Annotated in this window: 14 protein-coding genes; 7 read left to right on the top strand and 7 right to left on the bottom strand. The window is 75.9% G+C overall.

Going from position 1 to position 18,150, the window contains the following annotated elements:
- Positions 1–183: 183 nt before the first annotated feature.
- From PKY62_RS04530 to PKY62_RS04520, 3 genes are read right to left on the bottom strand one after another with little or no spacing between them, the layout of a single operon-like run.
- Positions 184–837, bottom strand: coding sequence for a hypothetical protein (locus tag PKY62_RS04530; protein WP_324535297.1), 654 nt, complete (start codon positions 835–837; stop codon positions 184–186).
- Positions 834–2,069: a TadA family conjugal transfer-associated ATPase gene (locus PKY62_RS04525; RefSeq protein ID WP_324535295.1), complete on the bottom strand. Its 1,236-nt coding sequence runs from the start codon at positions 2,067–2,069 to the stop codon at positions 834–836. Before PKY62_RS04525 ends, PKY62_RS04530 begins: the two co-directional genes overlap by 4 nt.
- On the bottom strand, positions 2,062–2,772 hold the full coding sequence (locus PKY62_RS04520) for a P-loop NTPase (RefSeq protein WP_324535293.1): 711 nt from the start codon (positions 2,770–2,772) through the stop codon (positions 2,062–2,064). Before PKY62_RS04520 ends, PKY62_RS04525 begins: the two co-directional genes overlap by 8 nt.
- A gap of 443 nt (positions 2,773–3,215) precedes the next feature.
- Between PKY62_RS04520 and PKY62_RS04515 the strand changes: the two genes are divergently transcribed.
- Positions 3,216–4,001: an HAD family hydrolase gene (locus PKY62_RS04515; RefSeq protein ID WP_324535291.1), complete on the top strand. Its 786-nt coding sequence runs from the start codon at positions 3,216–3,218 to the stop codon at positions 3,999–4,001.
- 283 nt (positions 4,002–4,284) lie between these two features.
- Here PKY62_RS04515 and PKY62_RS04510 read toward each other — a convergent pair whose 3' ends face one another.
- Positions 4,285–5,124 carry a Fic family protein gene (locus tag PKY62_RS04510; protein ID WP_324535289.1) on the bottom strand — a complete coding sequence of 280 codons (840 nt, stop codon included), beginning with the start codon at positions 5,122–5,124 and terminating at the stop codon, positions 4,285–4,287.
- A 125-nt stretch (positions 5,125–5,249) separates the two neighbouring features.
- Between PKY62_RS04510 and PKY62_RS04505 the strand changes: the two genes are divergently transcribed.
- Positions 5,250–6,734 carry an NAD-dependent malic enzyme gene (locus PKY62_RS04505; RefSeq protein ID WP_324535287.1) on the top strand — a complete coding sequence of 495 codons (1,485 nt, stop codon included), beginning with the start codon at positions 5,250–5,252 and terminating at the stop codon, positions 6,732–6,734.
- Positions 6,735–6,830: 96 nt separating this feature from the next.
- Here PKY62_RS04505 and PKY62_RS04500 read toward each other — a convergent pair whose 3' ends face one another.
- From PKY62_RS04500 to PKY62_RS04490, 3 genes are all read right to left on the bottom strand, one after another.
- Positions 6,831–7,919 (bottom strand): NADH:flavin oxidoreductase/NADH oxidase, encoded by a 1,089-nt coding sequence (locus PKY62_RS04500; protein ID WP_324535285.1) that lies wholly within the window; start codon positions 7,917–7,919, stop codon positions 6,831–6,833.
- 144 nt (positions 7,920–8,063) lie between these two features.
- The gene (locus tag PKY62_RS04495; RefSeq protein WP_324535283.1) at positions 8,064–8,240 is read right to left on the bottom strand and encodes an MFS transporter small subunit; all 177 of its coding nucleotides are present in this window, start codon (positions 8,238–8,240) and stop codon (positions 8,064–8,066) included.
- A 1-nt stretch (position 8,241) separates the two neighbouring features.
- Positions 8,242–9,627, bottom strand: coding sequence for an OFA family MFS transporter (locus tag PKY62_RS04490; protein ID WP_324535281.1), 1,386 nt, complete (start codon positions 9,625–9,627; stop codon positions 8,242–8,244).
- 203 nt (positions 9,628–9,830) lie between these two features.
- Between PKY62_RS04490 and PKY62_RS04485 the strand changes: the two genes are divergently transcribed.
- The 5 genes from PKY62_RS04485 to PKY62_RS04465 all read left to right on the top strand — a co-directional run.
- Positions 9,831–11,090 (top strand): hypothetical protein, encoded by a 1,260-nt coding sequence (locus PKY62_RS04485; protein ID WP_324535279.1) that lies wholly within the window; start codon positions 9,831–9,833, stop codon positions 11,088–11,090.
- 147 nt (positions 11,091–11,237) lie between these two features.
- A complete protein-coding gene (gene acs / locus PKY62_RS04480) occupies positions 11,238–13,223 on the top strand; it encodes an acetate--CoA ligase (protein ID WP_324535315.1) in 1,986 nt (661 codons plus the stop codon).
- A 310-nt stretch (positions 13,224–13,533) separates the two neighbouring features.
- A complete protein-coding gene (locus PKY62_RS04475; protein ID WP_324535277.1) occupies positions 13,534–15,174 on the top strand; it encodes an HNH endonuclease signature motif containing protein in 1,641 nt (546 codons plus the stop codon).
- Between the two features lie 109 nt (positions 15,175–15,283).
- Complete coding sequence (locus PKY62_RS04470) at positions 15,284–16,462, top strand: GNAT family N-acetyltransferase (protein ID WP_324535275.1); 1,179 nt, start codon at positions 15,284–15,286, stop codon at positions 16,460–16,462.
- A gap of 39 nt (positions 16,463–16,501) precedes the next feature.
- A partial coding sequence (locus PKY62_RS04465) for a polyphosphate kinase (RefSeq protein WP_324535273.1) occupies positions 16,502–18,150 on the top strand: 1,649 nt, incomplete at its 3' end.

The following is an 18,150-nucleotide window of genomic DNA, read 5'->3' as shown; positions in this document are numbered from 1 at the left end:
GACCGGCCCACCGCCGGGAGTTCGCGGGCTCCCCCGCGATCCGGCACACCCCGGAACCCGCCAGGCGCCGCGCAGCGTGGCGCCGCGGCAAGCCGCCGTGCCCGCCCGTTCACGGGGCCGCCCCCGCCCTGCTCACGCTCACCTCTCCGCACCCGCCCGTACCCGCCCGTACCCGGCACGCGATCACGGCTCCGCCCCCGCCGTCCTCGCCCGGTGCAGCAGCAGGCCGGTCCAGCGGTGGCCGGCGAGCGACGCGACGCCGCCCGCGACGAGCAGCGCCGTCCCCGCACCGCCGTCGAGCAGGACGGGGAGCGGATCGGCCCCCACGGCGAGCCCGAGCGCGATGCCGAGGACCGGCAGCCAGCCGAGCAGCCGCGCCGTCGCCCGCGGGCCTGCGAGCGCAGCGGCGCGCCCGGCCGCCGCCTCGGCATCGCGCACGAGCGCGACCACCAGCGCGTCGAGCACCGCGGCGGGCGCAGCACCCAGGTCCCGCGCCAGGCGCGCCACGGCCAGCACCGCCGCCGCCTGGCGGGGATCGCCCGCACGGTCGAGGAGCTCCGCGCCGTCCGGGAGCCCGTCGTGCGCGGCGATGTCGAGCCCGCGCCGCCAGGCGACGTCGGGCGGCGCCCCGGACCGCAGCGCCGCCGCAACCTGCGCCACGCCCGCGAGGAACGCGGGCCGGTGCGCGACGGCAGCCCGTCCCCGCGCTCTGCCGCGTGCGGGCAGGGCCCAGCCCCCGCGCCGCCCGACGACGTCCCCACCGACACCGCCGCGCGCACGAACCGACAGCGGCCCGCCACCCTCACCGGTGGCCAGCCGCGCCTGCCGCCGGCTCACCGCGCGCCCCGCCCGACCGCCGCACCGTGCCCGACCGCCGCACCGTGCCCGACCGCCGCACCGTGCCCGACCGCCGCGATCCCCCACCGTCCGGCGAACCCTGCCCACCCCGGACCCGGCGACACGACCCCGTCGGGCCCGATGCCGAGCACCCGCTCGACGACGAGTCCCGTGGGCCCTCGGCGCACCGCACCCACCTGCGCGACGTAGCGCAGGCCGCCGTCCCGACGCAGGTGCACGACGGCGTGCAGCGCGCTCGCGGCCTGGGCTGCGAGCGCGTCGTCCGAGAGGCCGGCGAGCGCAGCCAGCGCGGTCAGCCGCGCGGGGACGTCCTCGACGGCGTTGGCATGGACCGTCGCGCAGCCGCCGTCGTGCCCCGTGTTGAGTGCCGTGAGCACCTCACGCACCTCGGCGCCCCGGCACTCGCCCAGCACGATGCGGTCGGGTCGCATCCGTAGCGCGTGCCGCACGAGGGCCGCGAGGTCCACCTCCCCCGCTCCCTCGACGTTGGGGCGCCGGGCGAGCAGCCGCACGACGTGCGGGTGGTCCGGTCCCAGCTCGCCCGCCTCCTCGATGCACACGATGCGCTCGTCGGGCGGGACGAGGGACAGCAGGCACGACAGCAGGGTCGTCTTGCCGGATCCGGTGGCGCCCGAGACGAGCAGGTTCGCACGCCGCGCCACGAGGGCCTCGAGGACCTCGGCGACCAGCGGGGCGACGCTCCCGGCCGCCACGAGCTCCGTCAGGGTGAACGCCCGCGGGCGCAGCGTGCGCAGGGAGATGAGGGCACCGTCGCCCGCGACGGGCGGCAGCACGGCGTGCAGGCGCGAGCCGTCGGGCAGGCGCGCATCGGCCACGGGAGCAGCATCGTCGAGCCGCTGGCCGCCCGCCGCCGCGAGCCGCACCGCCAGGGCCCGGACGCGCGCTGCGTCACCGAGGTCGACGTCGCACGCCTCGAGCCCCCGCCCGCGGTCGACCCAGACCGAGCGCGGGCCGTTGACGAGGACGTCGCTGACCCCTGGCTCGTCGAGCAGCGCCTGGAGGGGACCGGCCCCGACCACCTCGGCGCGCACGACGGCGGCGAGGGCCACGAGGTCCTGCTCGCCGAGCACCCCGCCGAGGTCCCGGACGAGCGCGCCGAGCTCGGCCACGCCGGGCATGGTGCCCTGGCCGGCGACCCGCTGTCGCACCCGGGCGAGCAGCCCGTCGGGGATCCGGGCGGGCTCAGCCATCGCCGCAGCCCCGCGCGATGCGCGCGACGGCCCGCGACAGCGGCGCACGGCGCCCGACCACCGGGCCGAGACCGCGCTCGGTGGCGTCGGCCAGGCGCCGGTCGGTGGGCAGCAGACCGACCAGCGGCAGGTCCACGAGGTGGGCGGCCTCGAGCGGCGCCACCCGCGCACCGCGACGGCGCCGCAGCACCAGCTGCGCCGGACCGTCGTCGAGCGCACCGCGCAGGGCGAGCGCACCGGCCACGCCGAGCACGTCCTGCCCCGCGAGCAGCAGCAGGTCGGTGCGCTCCGCGAGCAGCGGACCCGCTCGACCGGGACCACCTCCGAGGTCGGTGAGGATCGCACGGGCCGGCAGGTCGACGACGACGGTCGCGCACCGAGCCACGAGCGCGGCCGACGTCGCGGCCATGGCAGCCGGGTCGGGTGCGCCGCCCCGCCGGTCCGGTCCCAGGACCTCGACCCCGCGCCAGCAGGGCAGCACGTCGTCGAGGTCCGCCGCGGCGAGGCCGCCCCGCACGCCGGCGAGGTCCGGCCAGCGTGCACCCGGCTCGTCCTCGATCCCGAGCAGCACCTCGAGGCCACCGCCGCCGTGGTCGAGGTCCACGAGCGCGACCGGCGTGCCGTCCCGCGCGCGGTGGGCGGCAAGGAGGGCGGCGAGCGTCGAGGCCCCGACGCCGCCACGCGCGCCCACGACGACCAGCACCTCGGCGCCGGGTGGGTCGGCCGACCGGCCGGCCGACCCACCGGCAGATCGCACCCACCCGTCCGGCGCCCGTCTGCCGCGCCGCACCCGGCCCGCGGTCGCGGCGGGTGGGGAGGAAGGGGTCCGGTGCACCTGTCGACCATCCCGGCCCGCGGGCGACGTCACGAGGCGGGCCCGCCCGGCCTGGGGAAGCTCGCGCCGCCGCCGGGCCCCTGTGGACGGCGTCGGGTTGCCGCTCACGCCACCTGGCCACGCCGCTGCGCCGACAACCACGCCGCCCACGCCGCCCACGCCGCCACGCCCCCGCGCTCGGCGGGACGCCCCGAGGAGCACCGCACGGCCCGTGGACACCACGCTTCCCCGGCGCCACCCCACGACCGCCTGCGCCGCGGCACCAGCTGTCGCTACCCTCGGACGACGATCCGGACGAGGAGGGCAGGGCCATGGCGCGCGCGGCCGCCTTCTTCGACCTCGACAAGACGATCATCGCGACGTCGTCGGCCACGGCCTTCTCCCGGCCGTTCTACGCCGGCGGGCTCATCACGCGCCGCGACGTGCTGCGCACGGCCTACGCCCAGTTCCTCTTCCTGCTCGGCGGCGCGGACGCGGACCAGACCGAGCGCCTGCGCGCGCACCTGTCGTCGATGGTGACCGGCTGGGACGTCGCCCAGGTCTCCTCGATCGTCAACGAGACGCTCCACCGGCACATCGAACCCACGGTCTACGCCGAGGCGATGGCGCTCATCGACGAGCACCACGCCGCCGGACGAGACGTCGTGGTGGTCTCGGCCTCGGGCTCGGAGGTCGTCGGTCCCATCGCCGCGCTGCTCGGCGCGGACCACGTCATCGCCACCCGCATGGAGATCGTCGACGGGCGGTACACGGGCGAGATCGCGTTCTACGCCTACGGCGAGCACAAGGCCTCGGCGGTCCGCGAGCTCGCGCAGGCCCAGGGCTACGACCTCGCGGCGAGCTACGCATACTCGGACTCCATCACCGACGTGCCCATGCTCGAGGCCGTGGGCAGCGCCGCCGTCGTCAACCCCGACCGCGCCCTGCGACGCACGGCGACGGAACGCGGCTGGGACGTGCTGACCTTCGTCCGGCCCGTCGCGCTGCGACCGACGTTCCCGCCCGCGCGGCAGAGCGTGCCGGCGCTCGCCGTGGTCGCGGCCGTCGCCGTCGTGGTGCTGGTCCTCGCACGACGCGGCCGACCCCGGACGGGCTGAGGGACACGGCCCCGTTCCCCCGGTTGGCCGACACCCCGACGCGAGGCCCTTCCCACCGAGGCCGGACAGGCGTACAAAGGAACTACAACAGCACAGCGGGTGACGAGCACCCACGCTCGACCAGTCCGCGAGAGGACCTGCCGACCGGGCTTGCCCGTTGCGGCGGTGATGCAAGCGCCTGATATCTCGCCATCCGTGCTGTTGACGACGGCGTCCCTCCGGGGGCGCCGTCGCTGCGCGCCCGCCCCTTCCGGCCCCCGCCACCGTCCCCGGCGCGCCGGCGTCAGGCGCCGAGCCGCCCCGCGAGGACCGCGTCGGCGACGGTCGTGCCCTGCGCAGCGCCCGAGACCACCGACGCCGCGCAGTAGCGCAACCAGTGGCCCACCCCCTCGGGGGTGCCGGTCGCGTAGCGCGCGGCAGCGGACAGGTACACGGTCGGCTCGGCGGCCCACCGCACCTCGGGCACGACGACGCCCACCGGGTCCACGCCGCCGGCCGTCAGCAGGTGCCGCGTCATGGCCCGCGCCACGGCACCGTTGCCCCGCGTGAACGGACGCAGTGTCACGAGCTCGCCGTGCACGACGGCGACGAGCAGCAGGGCCGGGACGTGCGCCGGCAGCCGGCCGCCCATCAGCTCGGTCAGCGCCGCGACGCGGCCGGCGAGCTCCGGCCCCGTGGGGGCCGCGCCCAGGCCGCGCAGGTCAGCAGGTGGCTCCTCGGCGCGCAGCCGGCCCGCGGCGTCGTCGGCGACGACGGCGGCATGCAGGTGGGCCAGGAGCTGTCCGGCCGGGGTGCGGTCCGCGTGCGGCGCCCCCGGCGCGGCCATCCGCTGCTCGACGGCGGCCTGGACGCGCACGGCGCCGGCGAGCGCGTCGCCGTCGGGCCCTGCGGGCGGCGCCACCGCCCCGCGCGCCACGTCCCGCACGAGGTCGAGCGGGACGCGCAGCCCGTCGACCTCGGCGCCAGCCCACGCGGCGCGCACCCCGGCCTCGATGCGCGCGACGCCCCACTGGCGGCGCAGCGCGCGGTGCCAGCGCAGGGTCTCGCAGGCCTGGCGGGCCTCGTCGACGGCCGCCGCGACGCCGTCGAGCGCGAGCAGCGGTTCGAGGGGGTGGGTCGGCACCGCACCACCCTAGGTCGGCACCGGCGGAGGCACCGCCGCCGACGGCGTGACCCGTCCGTCCCGGGCGCCCCCGGGCACGACCGGCTCCCCCGCCTGCGCCGCACGGCGCGTGCCACCATGGCGCCATGGCCGCAGCCCCGAGCGTCTCCTCGTCCATCACCGTCCGCCTGGAGGTCAGGGCCCGCCCGACGGCCGTCAGCGAGCTCACCGCCGCGATCGAGCACGCCGGCGGGATCGTCACGGCGCTGGACGTCACGTCGTCCGGCCACGAGCGGATCGGGGTCGACGTCACGTGCGCGACCCTCGGCGAGGAGCACGCGGGGCAGATCGTCACCGCGCTGCGCGCGCTCGCGGGCGTCACCGTCGACCGGGTCAGCGACCGCACCTTCCTGCTCCACCTGGGCGGCAAGCTGTCCATCGAGTCCAAGGTGCCCATCCGCAACCGCGACGACCTGTCGATGGTCTACACGCCAGGGGTCGCCCGGGTCTGCGAGGCCATCGCTGCCCGGCCGGAGGACGCGCGCAACCTCACCATCAAGCGCAACACCATCGCCGTGGTGACCGACGGGACGGCCGTCCTGGGACTGGGCGACATCGGGCCGCTGGCCGCGCTGCCGGTCATGGAGGGCAAGGCGGCGCTGTTCAAGCGGTTCGCGGACATCGACGCCTTCCCCATCGCGCTGGACACCACCGACGTCGACCAGATCGTCGAGACGGTGTGCGCCATCGCGCCGGTGTTCGCCGGGATCAACCTCGAGGACATCTCGGCGCCGCGCTGCTTCGAGATCGAGGCCCGGCTGCGCGAGCGGTTGGACATCCCGGTGTTCCACGACGACCAGCACGGCACCGCGATCGTGGCGCTGGCGGCGCTGACGAACGCGCTCACGGTGGTCGGCAAGCGGATCGAGGCCGTGCGGATCGTCATGTCCGGCGCCGGGGCAGCGGGTACCGCCGTGCTCAAGCTGCTGCTCGCCGCCGGCGCCAGGGACGTCGTCGTGTGCGACATCGAGGGTGTGGTGCACCCCGAACGGCCCGGCCTGCACGCGTCCCTGCGCTGGACGGCCGAGCACACCAACCCCCGCGGGGTCACCGGGACGCTGGTGGGTGCGCTGGCCGGCGCGGACGTCTTCATCGGCCTGTCGGCGCCCGACATCCTCACCGGGGACGACATCGCCACGATGGCCCCCGACTCGATCGTCTTCGCGATGGCCAACCCGCGCCCGGAGGTCGACGCGGACGACGCCGCGCAGCACGCCGCGATCGTCGGCACGGGCCGCTCGGACTTCGCCAACCAGATCAACAACGTGCTGGCGTTCCCCGGGGTGTTCCGCGGGCTGCTCGACGCCCAGTCGCACCGCGTCACCGACGACCTGCTGCTCGCCGCGGCACGAGCCCTGGCGGCCGTGGTGAGCCCGGACGAGCTCAACCCCACCTACATCGTGCCGAGCGTCTTCCACCCCGACGTGACCAGCCGCGTCGCCGCCGCCGTCGAGAAGGCCGCACGGGCCGGGCAGCCACGGCGGCACGACCTCGGCGGGTCGGGCGCCTCGATGGGCGCGGGCTTCGACGCCCTCGGGGACGCGGCGCCGGCCGCCGACTGGTCGATCTGACCGGCCGGGCCCGCCGCCACCGCCGGACCGCCACCGCGGAGCTCCCGGAACGGGTTCCGCGCCGGATGTTCCGCGTTCCCGGGTGGCCGACCGGCCTCAGCCCCAGGTGCCCCGCAGGTAGGACGCGGGCCACGGCGCGCCACCCTCGGCGGCGACCGGCACCCCGAGCTCGTGGGCGGCACGCAGCGGCCACATCGGGTCGCGCAGCGCGGGTCGCCCGATCATGACGACGTCGGCCGCACCGTCGACGAGCACCTGCTCGGCCTGCGCACCGTCGGTGATCATCCCCACGGCCGACACGGGCAGCCCGCTGACCTCGCGCACACGCCGGGCGAACGGCACCTGGTATCCCGGACCGGTCGCGTAGGCCGCGGGCACGTTGCCGCCGCTGGAGACGTCCACGAGGTCCACGCCGAGCGGCGCGAGCGACGCGGCCACCGCGGCGACGTCGTCCACCTCGAGACCGCCGTCGGCCCAGTCCGTCGCGGACACGCGCACGAGCAGCGGCTTGTCGTCCGGCCACGCCGCCCGCACGGCGGCGACGACCTCGCGCAGCAGCCGCGCGCGTGCCTCGGGCGAGCCCCCGTAGCCGTCCGTGCGGTGGTTGGTCAGCGGGGAGAGGAACTGGTGCAGCAGGTAGCCGTGGGCAGCGTGCACCTCGACCGCGTCGAACCCGGCCCGGTGCGCGCGCCCGGCCGCGTCGGCGAACTGCTGGACGACGTCCCCCACCTGCGCTGGGGTCATCTCGTCCGGCACCCCGTAGCCGGGGAAGGCGACCGACGACGGCGCGAGCGTCGGCCAGCCGCCCTCGGCGACGGGCACCGAGCCCCGCTCGGCAGCCCACGGCCGGTAGGTCGAGGCCTTGCGCCCAGCGTGCGCCAGCTGGACGGCCGCCAGCGCGCCGGCGTCGTGCACCGGGGCGAGCACGCGCTCCCACGCCGCCACCTGGGCGTCGTCCCACAGGCCGACGTCCTGCGGCGTGATCCGGCCGTGCGGCACCACGGCCGTGGCCTCGGCGACGATCAGCCCGAAGCCGCCGTGCGCGCGGGCGCCGAGGTGCACGAGGTGCCAGTCGTTCGGCAGCCCGTCGGTGGCCCGGTACTGGCACATCGGGGCGAGCCAGACGCGGTTGCGCGCCGTGGCGCCGCGCAGGGTGAAGGGCTCGAGCAGGCGGGGTGAGGTCACCGGTCCATTCTCGTGGACCGCACCGGGCGCCCGGACCACGGCCGCCGCGGCCCGCCCCGCCCACCGCGCGCCTCGGGGACCCCGGACGACGACGGCCCCGCACCCCGGGGCGAGCCGGGGGCGGGGCCGTCGAGGTCGCGCGGGTCAGCCGGTGAAGAGCGCCGACGCCTTGATGATCGTCTGCAGGATGCCGTAGCCGAGCAGGCCGCCGACGACGGCCCACAGGGTGATGGCCGCCGGGACGGTCAGCGGGTTGCCGTGGCCCGTGGGGGCGGGCGTCGAGGCGACGTCGTCGCGCTCCGGGGTGCCGAACGTGGCCATCTCAGGCCTCCTTCACGGTGATGACGGGCTGGTCGGGGGCCGGGTCCGCGTGGACGACCGGCTCGTGGTGCTTCTCGTCCACCGCGTGGACCAGGAGGTTGGCCACGAAGCCGACGACGAGCAGGACGGCCATGACCGTCATGGACGGCAGGTAGAGCTCCGACCCCTCGAAGCCCGCCTCGCGGCGGCCGTCGACGATGGTGTTGACGATGAGCGGTCCCGCGATGCCGGCGGCCGACCACGCGGTGAGCAGGCGGCCGTGGATGGCCCCGACCTCGAGCTTGCCGAAGAGGTCCTTGAGGTAGGCCGGGATGGTCGCGAAGCCGCCGCCGTAGAACGAGACGATGACGAACGCGACGACGACGAACAGCGCCGTGGAGGTGTCGCCGAACATCGCGAGCACCGTGTAGAGCGCCGCACCGACGCCCAGGTACATGATGTACGTCCGCTTGCGGCCGAGGTTGTCCGAGAGCGTTGACCAGCCGAACCGACCGCTCATGTTGGCGAGCGACAGCAGGCCGACGAAGCCGGTGGCCGCGGCCTCCGTGACGTTGTTCGGGAAGAAGTCCATGATCATCGGCTTGGCGTCCTCGAGGATGCCGATGCCGGCGGTCACGTTGACGAACAGCACGATCCACAGCAGGTAGAACGACGGCGTGCGGACGGCGTTGCGGACGCGGACGTCGGCGTGGGTCTGCAGGGCGCCCTTCTTGATCGACGGCACCCAGCCCTCCGGCTTCCAGCCCGGGGAGGGCAGGCGGATGAGCGCGGCGCCGGCGGACATGAGGACCGCGTAGATCGCGGCAAGGGTCAGCAGGGTCGGGACCAGGCCGTCGACCTTCGACACGGCCGGGTCGGCCGAGTAGGCGTCGAGGAAGCGCTGCGTGAGCGGCGCCGCGACGAGCGCGCCACCACCGAAGCCCATGATGGCCAGGCCCGTCGCGAGGCCCGGGCGGTCCGGGAACCACTTGATGAGGGTCGAGACCGGCGAGATGTAGCCGATGCCGAGGCCCATGCCGCCGATGACGCCGTAGCCCAGGTAGACGAGCCACAGCTGGCTGGTCTGCACGCCCAGGGCGGCGACGAGGAAGCCGGTGACCCAGAACACCGTGGAGAGCACCATGGCCTTGCGCGGCCCGTTGCGCTCCATCCACACGCCGCCGAACGCGGCCGAGAGGCCGAGCATGACGATGGCGATGGAGAAGATGATGGCGATCGGGGTGCCGACCCCGGTCTCGGGGAAGAACTTCTGGATCAGCGGGTCCTTGAGGACGGAGAACGAGTACACCTGCCCGATGGACAGGTGGACGGCGAGCGCTGCCGGCGGCACGAGCCACCGGTTGTAACCAGGGGGCGCGATCGTGTGGCGCCGGTCGAGAATGCTCATGGGGGGGGTCAGACCTTCCACGGTGGGGCCCAGGTGGCCGTGTCGGAGATCACATTCTGACCTCCGACACCCCCTGAGCCGGGGGACCTTGGTCCGCGCGCGAGTCGATCATCGACCGAGCCGCGGCGCGGGCGGGTGCCCCGGCGGGGGGCCCGGGACTACGTTGGCAGCAGAACGTCGACGCCCCAGCGACAGGAGCGACCATGCCCACGCCACGCGATCCCGAGGATCAGAACGTCGAGCCGGAGGCGGCCGAGAACGCCGTCGTCGTCGAGGGGGAGGTCCCCGGGACGGAACCGGTCGAGCCGGCCGAGGCAGTCGACGCCGAGGCCGAGGCCACCGGGCCGACGACCGGCGAGGCGGAGGCAACGGCCGAGGCGACGGGCGAGGGCGAGCCACCCGCGGACGGCGACGCGGCGCGGACGGACGGGGTCGACGCGGCGGAGGTCGCAGCCGTCGAGGCGACAGACGTGCCGGCCGAGGAGTCAGCGGTCGAGGCCGCCGTCGAGCCCGTCGACGTGCCCGAGCCCGAGGCCGAGCCCGAGCCCGAGCCCGTGCCCGCACCCGAGCCCTCACCCGCACCCGAGCCCTCACCCGCACCCGCACCCGCACCCGCACCCGTCGACACCAGCACGCCGCCGTCGGGCCGTCGCGCCGCGCCGCGCCCGTACCCGCCCAGCTCCGCCTCACCCGAGGCCGCCGCGGCGATCGCCGCGGGGCTCATCGACCCTCCGACGCCGCCGGCCCCGCCAGCTCCCGTCGAGCCTCCGGTCGCACCCGTCGCCGCACCGGTCATCGCCGCGGTCCCGGCAGCCCTCGCCGCCCAGCCCACCCCTGCCGCGCCCGCAGCCCCCGCCGCGCCCGCAGCGCCCGCGCCGCAGCCCGAGTCCTCGCTCGACCTGCTCCCCGAGCCGCCGGCCAAGCCCGGTTTCGGCCGGCACCTGCTCGGCGTGCTGCTCGGCCTGGTCCTCACGCCCGTCGGGCTGCTGCTCGCCGGGATCGGCACGGCGCGCCTGTCGGACGCCGTCGACGCCGGTGACACCACCGACGTGCTCGGCCTGAGCCTGCTGGTCTCCGGCGCCGTCGTGCTGGGCGCCGTCGTGCTGCTGGGCATGTGGTCCCCCGCGGTGCCGATCACGGGCGGCACGCTGTGGGGCGTCGGGCTCGGCACCGCCTACCTCGCCGTGCCGTGGTTCATGGCGGACGCGCTCGAGTCGATCGCGGGCGACCAGTCCGTGCCCGCCGCCGTCGACCAGCTCACCGCGAGCGCGGTCACCGGTCAGCTGCTCGTCACGGGCGTCCTGCTCGTCGCGGCCGGGCTCGCCGCGGCGCGTGCCCGACGCCGCGGCCGTCGCTGGGCCGAGGGCGTCGCCCTGGCCCAGGCGGCGCGCCTCGAGGCGGCGCGGATCGACGTGGCACGGTCCGACCGCACCGGGGCGAGCCAGGCCTCAGCCAAGAGCTGACGTCGGGCAAGGGACGAACGTCCCGCGGTGGGGCGCGGACGTCTAGGATCCGAGGACGCGGCCTCGCGCCGCCCTCGCACCGACGACGCTGCGCCCGGAGGACCTGTGGACGACGACTCCGCTCAGGGAGCCACCCTGGACAACCTCATGACGGAGGACCGACGCTTCGCGCCCAGCGCGGCGTTCACGGCCCAGGCGAACGCCCACGCCGAGCTCTACCCGTGGGCCGCGGCCGATCGGCTGGGGTTCTGGGCCGACGCCGCGCGCGAGGTGCTCACGTGGGGCACGCCGTTCACCGAGGTCCTCGACTGGTCGGGCGCCCCCGTCGCGCGCTGGTTCGCCGACGGTCGCCTCAACGCCTGCTACAACGCCGTCGACCGGCACGTCGAGGCAGGTCGGGGTGAGCGCACCGCGCTAATCTTCGAGGGCGAACCGGGCGACACGCGCACGCTCAGCTACGCCGAGCTCCAGCGCGAGGTCTCGCGCGCCGCGAACGTGCTGACCGGCCTCGGCGTGAGCACCGGTGACCGCGTGGCGATCTACCTGCCGATGATCCCCGAGGCCGTCGTCGCGATGCTCGCGTGCGCCCGGATCGGCGCGGTGCACTCGGTGGTCTTCGGCGGCTTCTCCGCCGAGGCGCTGCGCTCACGGATCGACGACGCAGACGCCGTGCTGGTCATCACGGCCGACGGCGGGTACCGCCGCGGTGCGGCGTCGGCCCTCAAGCCCGCGGTCGACGAGGCCCTCGGCGGCGCGGTGGACGCACTCGGCCCCCTCGACGGGACGCCCGCCACGAGCGTGCGGCACGTCCTCGTGGTGCGCCGCACGGGGCAGGACGTCGCGTGGGTGCCGGGTCGCGACGTGTGGTGGCACGAGGCGCTCGCGGCCGCGCCGGACGTGCACGAGCCCGTGCAGGTCGAGGCCGAGCACCCGTTGTTCATCCTCTACACCTCGGGGACCACGGGGAAGCCCAAGGGCATCGTGCACACCACCGGTGGGTACCTCACCCAGGTGGCGTGGACGCACCTCAACGTCTTCGACCTCAAGCCCGAGACCGACGTCTACTGGTGCACGGCCGACGTCGGCTGGGTGACCGGGCACTCCTACGTCGTCTACGGCCCCCTGGTCAACGGCGCGACGCAGGTCATCTACGAGGGGACGCCCGACACCCCCCACCAGGGCCGCTGGTGGGAGATCGTCGCCAAGCACGGCGTGACGATCCTCTACACGGCGCCCACCGCGATCCGCACCTGCATGAAGTGGGGCGAGCAGGTCCCGGCCGGCTTCGACCTGACGTCGCTGCGCCTGCTGGGCTCCGTCGGCGAGCCGATCAACCCCGAGGCGTGGACCTGGTACCGCCGCGTCATCGGCGGGGACCGCACACCCGTGGTCGACACGTGGTGGCAGACGGAGACCGGCGCGATCATGATCTCCCCGCTCCCGGGGGTCACGACGGCCAAGCCCGGCTCGGCGCAGGTGGCGCTGCCCGGCATCGCGGCGGACGTGGTCGACGAGATGGGCGACCCCGTGCCGAACGGCGCGGGCGGCTACCTCGTGCTGACCGAGCCGTGGCCGGCGATGCTGCGCGGGCTGTGGGGCGACCGGCAGCGGTTCGAGGACACCTACTGGTCGCGGTTCCGCGGGATCTACTTCGCGGGGGACGGCGCCAAGAAGGACGCCGACGGCGACATCTGGCTGCTCGGGCGCGTGGACGACGTCATGAACATCTCCGGCCACCGGCTGTCGACGGCGGAGATCGAGTCGGCGCTCGTCTCGCACCCGATGGTCGCGGAGGCCGCCGTCGTCGGCGCGAGCGACGCCACCACGGGGCAGGCGGTCGTGGCGTTCGTCATCCTGAGGGCCGAGTACCGCGACCGCGTGGACGAGGTCGGGGAGGGCGCCGATGTCGCCGCCCTGCTGCGCGCGCACGTCGCGCACGAGATCGGGCCGATCGCCAAGCCGCGGACCATCCTCGTGGTGGCGGAGCTGCCCAAGACGCGGTCCGGCAAGATCATGCGCCGGCTGCTGCGGGACGTCGCCGAGCACCGGACGGTGGGCGACGTGACGACCCTGGCCGACTCGTCGGTGATGGGGCTCATCGCGCAGGGGCTGGACGGGCGCACGGGGGCCTGAGGTCGGGGCTGAGGGCGGGGGCCCGCTTTCGGGCTGCGTGCGGGGCAGGTGGTGGGCGGCGGGTCGGGCGGCGGGTCGGGCGGCGGGTCGAGCGGCGGGTCGAGCGGCGGGTCGAGCGGCGGGCAGCCCGCGGGCAGCCCGCCGGTGGTGCGGAGCGGTCGCGGGACCCTGCGGGCAAGGCCGGTCGGCTGGCCCGTCCACAGCCCCGCGGCACCCCGAGGCGCGTGTCGGCGGCTCGGCCTAGACTTCGAACAGACGTTCGAGGCCGGGAGGGTCGATGAGCACACCAGCGGGTACGTCAGCGGCTGCGATGCCGTCCGTCCCCGCGCCGCGCAGCTGGGCCGATCGCCACCCCGTCGCGGCCCGCCTCGAGGGTGCCGTCCCTGCGCCTCGGCTGGTCGAGCACCTCGAGGCCCTCGAACCGGCCGACCTCGACGACCCGACTCTGCTCGAGGTCGTCGCGGCCTGGGAGCGGGTCGTCGCGTGGGTGGCCGCCCGGCAGGCGCTGGCCGTCCGGGAGATGTCCCGTCGGTCGAGCGGAGATGCGGTCGAGCACGTGGCCGACGACGTCGCCGTGCGGCTGGGCGCCTCGCGTCGCGTCGGCCAGGACCTCGTGACGCTCGCGGCGGGCCTCGAGGCCTTCCCCGCGGTGCACGACGCCCTGGGCACGGGCCTGCTCGACGTCCGCAAGGCGCGCGTGCTCCTGGTCGAGACCGAGCACCTGCCCGACCACCACGCGGCGGCGATCCACGAGGCGGTGCTGCCCGATGCGGACCGACTCTCCGCCCCACAGCTGCGGCTGGCCGTCCGGCGCGCGGAGGCGACCCTCGACCCCGCGGCGAGCGCGGCGCGGCACGAGGCCGCCCGTCGGGAGAGATGCGTGCGGATGGTGCCGGCGCCCGATGCCATGGCGTGGATCCACGCCCTCCTGCCTGCCCCCGACGCCGCGACGGTCCTGGGCTCGCTCGATGCGCTCGCGGCAGCGGCCGCCCCCGAGGACGCCCGCACGGCCGACGAGCGCCGCGCCGACGCCCTGACAGACCTGTGCCGCAGGGTCCTCGACAGCGGGCTGGCGCCCGACGGCCGGCCGCTGCCGACCAGCCAGCACCGCCGGCCCCACCTGCACCTGACCCTCAACGCAGCGCTGGCCACGGCCGTCGTCGCCGGGCGTCCGGGTCACCCGGCCGGCGCGGATGGCAACGGGCCCGCGGGTTCGGCAGGTTCGCCAGCGGCCCGCGGTCCCGGTCCCGCCCCGCTCGCCGCCGTCGCGGACCTCGCGGGCTACGGCCCCGTGCCGCTCGCCGCGGTCGCGGACCTGCTCCCGCAGGCGACGTGGCGCGCCCTGCTGACCGACCCGTCCACCGGCGCCGTCACAGCACGGGGTACGCGCACCTACCGGCCGAGCCCGGCCCTCGCCGCCCTCGTCGTCGATCGGGACGTCACCTGCACCTTCCCCGGCTGCCGCATCCCGGCCGTGCGCTGCGACCTTGACCACATCGACGCGTTCGACCACGGCTCCGGCGCCGAGCAGACCACGGCCGAGAACCTCCACGCCCTGTGCCGCCATCACCACCGCCTCAAGACCGTGGGGACCTGGCGGCCGACACGGGACGCCGCGACGGGCGTGACCACCTGGGTCTCCCCGACCGGCCACACCTACACGCGCGACCCCGTCCCGGCGGACCCGGAGCACTGGTCCGCGCCGCCTCGCCCGTCCCGACCGTCGGTCGACGCGGACGAGGGAGTCGGCCACGCGAGGCACAGGCCCGTCGACCCGCCGGATCCTCCAGCGACCGGCGATGCGTCATGCGACCCCAGCCGCGACCCCAGCCGCGAGCCGATGCACGGGCCTGGGCACAGGCCCGGGCACGGGTCGGGGTCCGGGTCCGGGTCCGGGTCCGGGTCCGTGCACGATCCCGGGCCCGGGCCCGCGGGGCCGCCACCGTTCTGAGCTGTCCGGCGCACCCTCCGAGCGGCCCGCCCGACGGTTCCGTACCCCGGGCAACGGCCACGCGCTGCACTGCCATGCCCCCCTGACGCGAGCGTGGTGAGATGGCCCCGTGCCCCTGACCCTGCATCGTCATCGCGGCGCCCTGCCGCCCGCCGTCCAGCTACGGGTCCGGGAGATCTCGGCGGCCGCCCAGGCGCACGACGGCGTCGAGGCGCTCGGCGAGCAGCCGCTGCTCCACCTCGCGGACGCCGCCCCGGTGCTCCACCTGCTGGCCGTGCACGGACGATCGGACGCGGAGACGCGCAGCACGTCGGACGTCCCGGAGCCTCCGGGCCACACCGAGTCCACCCGACGCACGGCGCCCACGCAGCCCACGCAGCCGGATCCCCTCGGAGCGCTCGCGTCGAGCCCCGAGGACCTCATCGGGTACGCCCAGCTGGACGACCGCGCCGGGACGGGTGGCGCCGAGCTCGTCGTGCACCCCGATGCACGGAACCTCGGCGTGGGACACCTGCTCGTCGCGGGGCTGCGTTCGATCGTTCTGCCCGGGAATGAGGCGGGGGACGAGCCCCCCGCGCTGGCGATCTGGGCGCACGGCAACCTGCCCGCCGCCGTGGCACTCGCGCGGTCCGCCGGCCTGGCCCCCGTCCGCGAGCTGTGGCGGATGTCCAGGGACGTCACGGCCTCGAGCCCCGTGCCGGCGGCGCCCGATCACCTGCCGGACCGGGTCAGCCTCCGAGCCCTGGGGGCGGCACCGGGTCCAGCACTCCCCACCGTGGGAGCACCCCCAGGTCCAGCACTCCCCACCGTGGGAGCACCCCCAGGTCCGACCGATCCCTCGGAGGTCTCGACAGCAGCTGCCGAGACCTCGAGCACCACGCAGACGGACGTCGATGCCGCCGCATGGCTCGGCCTCAACGCCGCGGCCTTCGCGCACCACCCGGAGCAGGGCCGGATGACCTGGGCGGATCTGCACGCCCGATGGGACGAGCCCTGGTTCGATGCGGACGACCTGCTGCTCGCCGAGCAGGGCGGCGCGCTCGTCGGCTCGGTGTGGCTCAAGGTCGAGCCGGGATCGGACGAGGGTGAGATCTACGTCCTGGCCGTCGCACCGGACGCCCAGGGGCGCGGGCTCGGGCGGGCATTGACCGCGGTCGCGCTCGACCGCATGGCCGCGCGCGGGCTGCGGCGCGCCGTGCTCTTCACCGAGGCGGACAACCACGCCGCCGTGCGCACCTACACCGCCGCCGGCTTCACCCCGGACCGGGTCGACGCGCAGTACGGCTGACGCGCGCCCAAGTTCACCCGGGGATGCAACGATGCCTCCATGAGCACCGACGCCGGCACCCCTGCCGCCGACCTCGACCCCGCGACCGTCGACCCCACGGGCACCGGCCACGCCTCCGACGTGGCGGCCCCGGCGAGCACCCGCCCGGCAGCCCGCCGACGGACCCCCACCGCGGCCGGCTCGCGCGCGGCCGCACGGGCGCGGACCTCCACGGCCGGCACAGCGTCCCCAGCAGCGCCCCCCGCCGCGCCCCCGACAGCGCACGCCGAGGCCGACACCACCGTGGAACAGTCCTCGGAGGCGCCCTCCGCTGCCGCGATCGAGGCCGCCGCCACGCTCCTCGAGGATGCCGCGACCACCGCGGAGGACCTCGCGCTCGCCGACGAGCTGGGCGGGATCGCGGACGAGCTGGGCGGGATCGCGGACGGGTTCGCCGGGACCGCCGACGCCGCGTCCCCCGCCCCCACCACGGCATCCCCCGCGCCCCTCGCGGCACCCGCCGACGCCGACCCCGTCGCACGAGCCGCCGCGGAGCTCGCCGCACTCCCCCTGCCAGAGGACCGCTTCGGCGACCGCGAGCTCTCCTGGCTCGCGTTCAACGAGCGCGTCCTCGAGCTCGCCGAGGACGTCGACCTGCCGCTCCTGGAGCGCGTCCGCTTCCTGGCGATCTTCGCGTCCAACCTCGACGAGTTCTTCATGGTCCGGGTCGCCGGCCTCAAGCGCCGGATCGCCACCGGCATGGCCGTCACGGCGGCCTCCGGCCTGAGCCCTCGCCGCGTCCTCGAGGCGATCGACGCGCGCGCGCAGGAGCTCATGGCCCGTCACTCGCGGGTGTTCATCGACCAGGTCCAGCCCGCCCTGGCGACCGAGGGCATCACCCTGGTGCACTGGGACGAGCTCGGCGAGGCCGAGCAGGAGCGGCTGCGCAAGTACTTCCGCCGCCAGATCTACCCCGTCCTGACCCCGCTCGCCGTGGACCCCGCGCACCCGTTCCCGTACATCTCCGGCCTGTCGCTCAACCTCGCCGTCGTCGTGGTCAACCCCACCACGGGCAAGGAGCACTTCGCCCGCGTCAAGGTGCCCCCCCTGCTCCCCCGCTTCATCGCCGTCGACGCGCGCGGCCGCCCCTCGGCCCCCAGCACCCACACCGCGGCCCCCGAGCGCGGGCCGACGTCCTTCGTCCCGCTCGAGGACGTCATCGCCGTGCACCTCGACTACCTCTTCCCCGGGATGGAGGTCAGCGAGCACCACACCTTCCGCGTCACGCGCAACGAGGACGTCGAGGTCGAGGAGGACGACGCTGAGAACATCCTCCAGGCGATGGAGAAGGAGCTCCTGCGCCGCCGGTTCGGCCCGCCCGTGCGCCTCGAGGTCGCCCAGGACATCGCCCCGCGGATCCGCCAGCTGCTGGTCCGCGAGCTCGGCGTCACCGAGTCGGAGGTCTACGAGCTGCCGGCTCCGCTGGACCTCACGGGCCTCAACCTCATCGCGGACCTCGACCGGGCCGACCTGCACTTCGGCCGGTTCGTCGGTGGCACCCACCGGCACCTCGCGGAGGTGGAGAGCGCCACGCCGACGGACATCTTCGCGGCCATCCGGCGCCGCGACATCCTGCTGCACCACCCGTACGACTCGTTCGCCACCTCCGTCCAGGCCTTCCTCGCCCAGGCGGCCGCGGACCCCAAGGT

It is taken from the genome of Actinotalea sp. (genome assembly GCF_035443605.1).
In the GTDB taxonomy this organism is placed as follows: domain Bacteria; phylum Actinomycetota; class Actinomycetes; order Actinomycetales; family Cellulomonadaceae; genus Actinotalea.
Note: the sequence above shows the minus strand (reverse complement) of the source record. Positions and strands in the feature narration are given on the sequence as shown.

What these genes read in the sequence shown, in the direction of transcription:
- PKY62_RS04475 (WP_324535277.1), top strand. Translation starts at nt 13,534, where the DNA reads ATGCCGTCCGTCCCCGCGCCGCGCAGCTGGGCCGATCGCCACCCCGTC.
- PKY62_RS04490 (WP_324535281.1), bottom strand. Translation starts at nt 9,627, where the DNA reads ATGAGCATTCTCGACCGGCGCCACACGATCGCGCCCCCTGGTTACAAC.
- acs (WP_324535315.1), top strand. Translation starts at nt 11,238, where the DNA reads ATGACGGAGGACCGACGCTTCGCGCCCAGCGCGGCGTTCACGGCCCAG.
- PKY62_RS04505 (WP_324535287.1), top strand. Translation starts at nt 5,250, where the DNA reads ATGGCCGCAGCCCCGAGCGTCTCCTCGTCCATCACCGTCCGCCTGGAG.
- PKY62_RS04485 (WP_324535279.1), top strand. Translation starts at nt 9,831, where the DNA reads ATGCCCACGCCACGCGATCCCGAGGATCAGAACGTCGAGCCGGAGGCG.
- PKY62_RS04525 (WP_324535295.1), bottom strand. Translation starts at nt 2,069, where the DNA reads ATGGCTGAGCCCGCCCGGATCCCCGACGGGCTGCTCGCCCGGGTGCGA.
- PKY62_RS04495 (WP_324535283.1), bottom strand. Translation starts at nt 8,240, where the DNA reads ATGGCCACGTTCGGCACCCCGGAGCGCGACGACGTCGCCTCGACGCCC.
- PKY62_RS04515 (WP_324535291.1), top strand. Translation starts at nt 3,216, where the DNA reads ATGGCGCGCGCGGCCGCCTTCTTCGACCTCGACAAGACGATCATCGCG.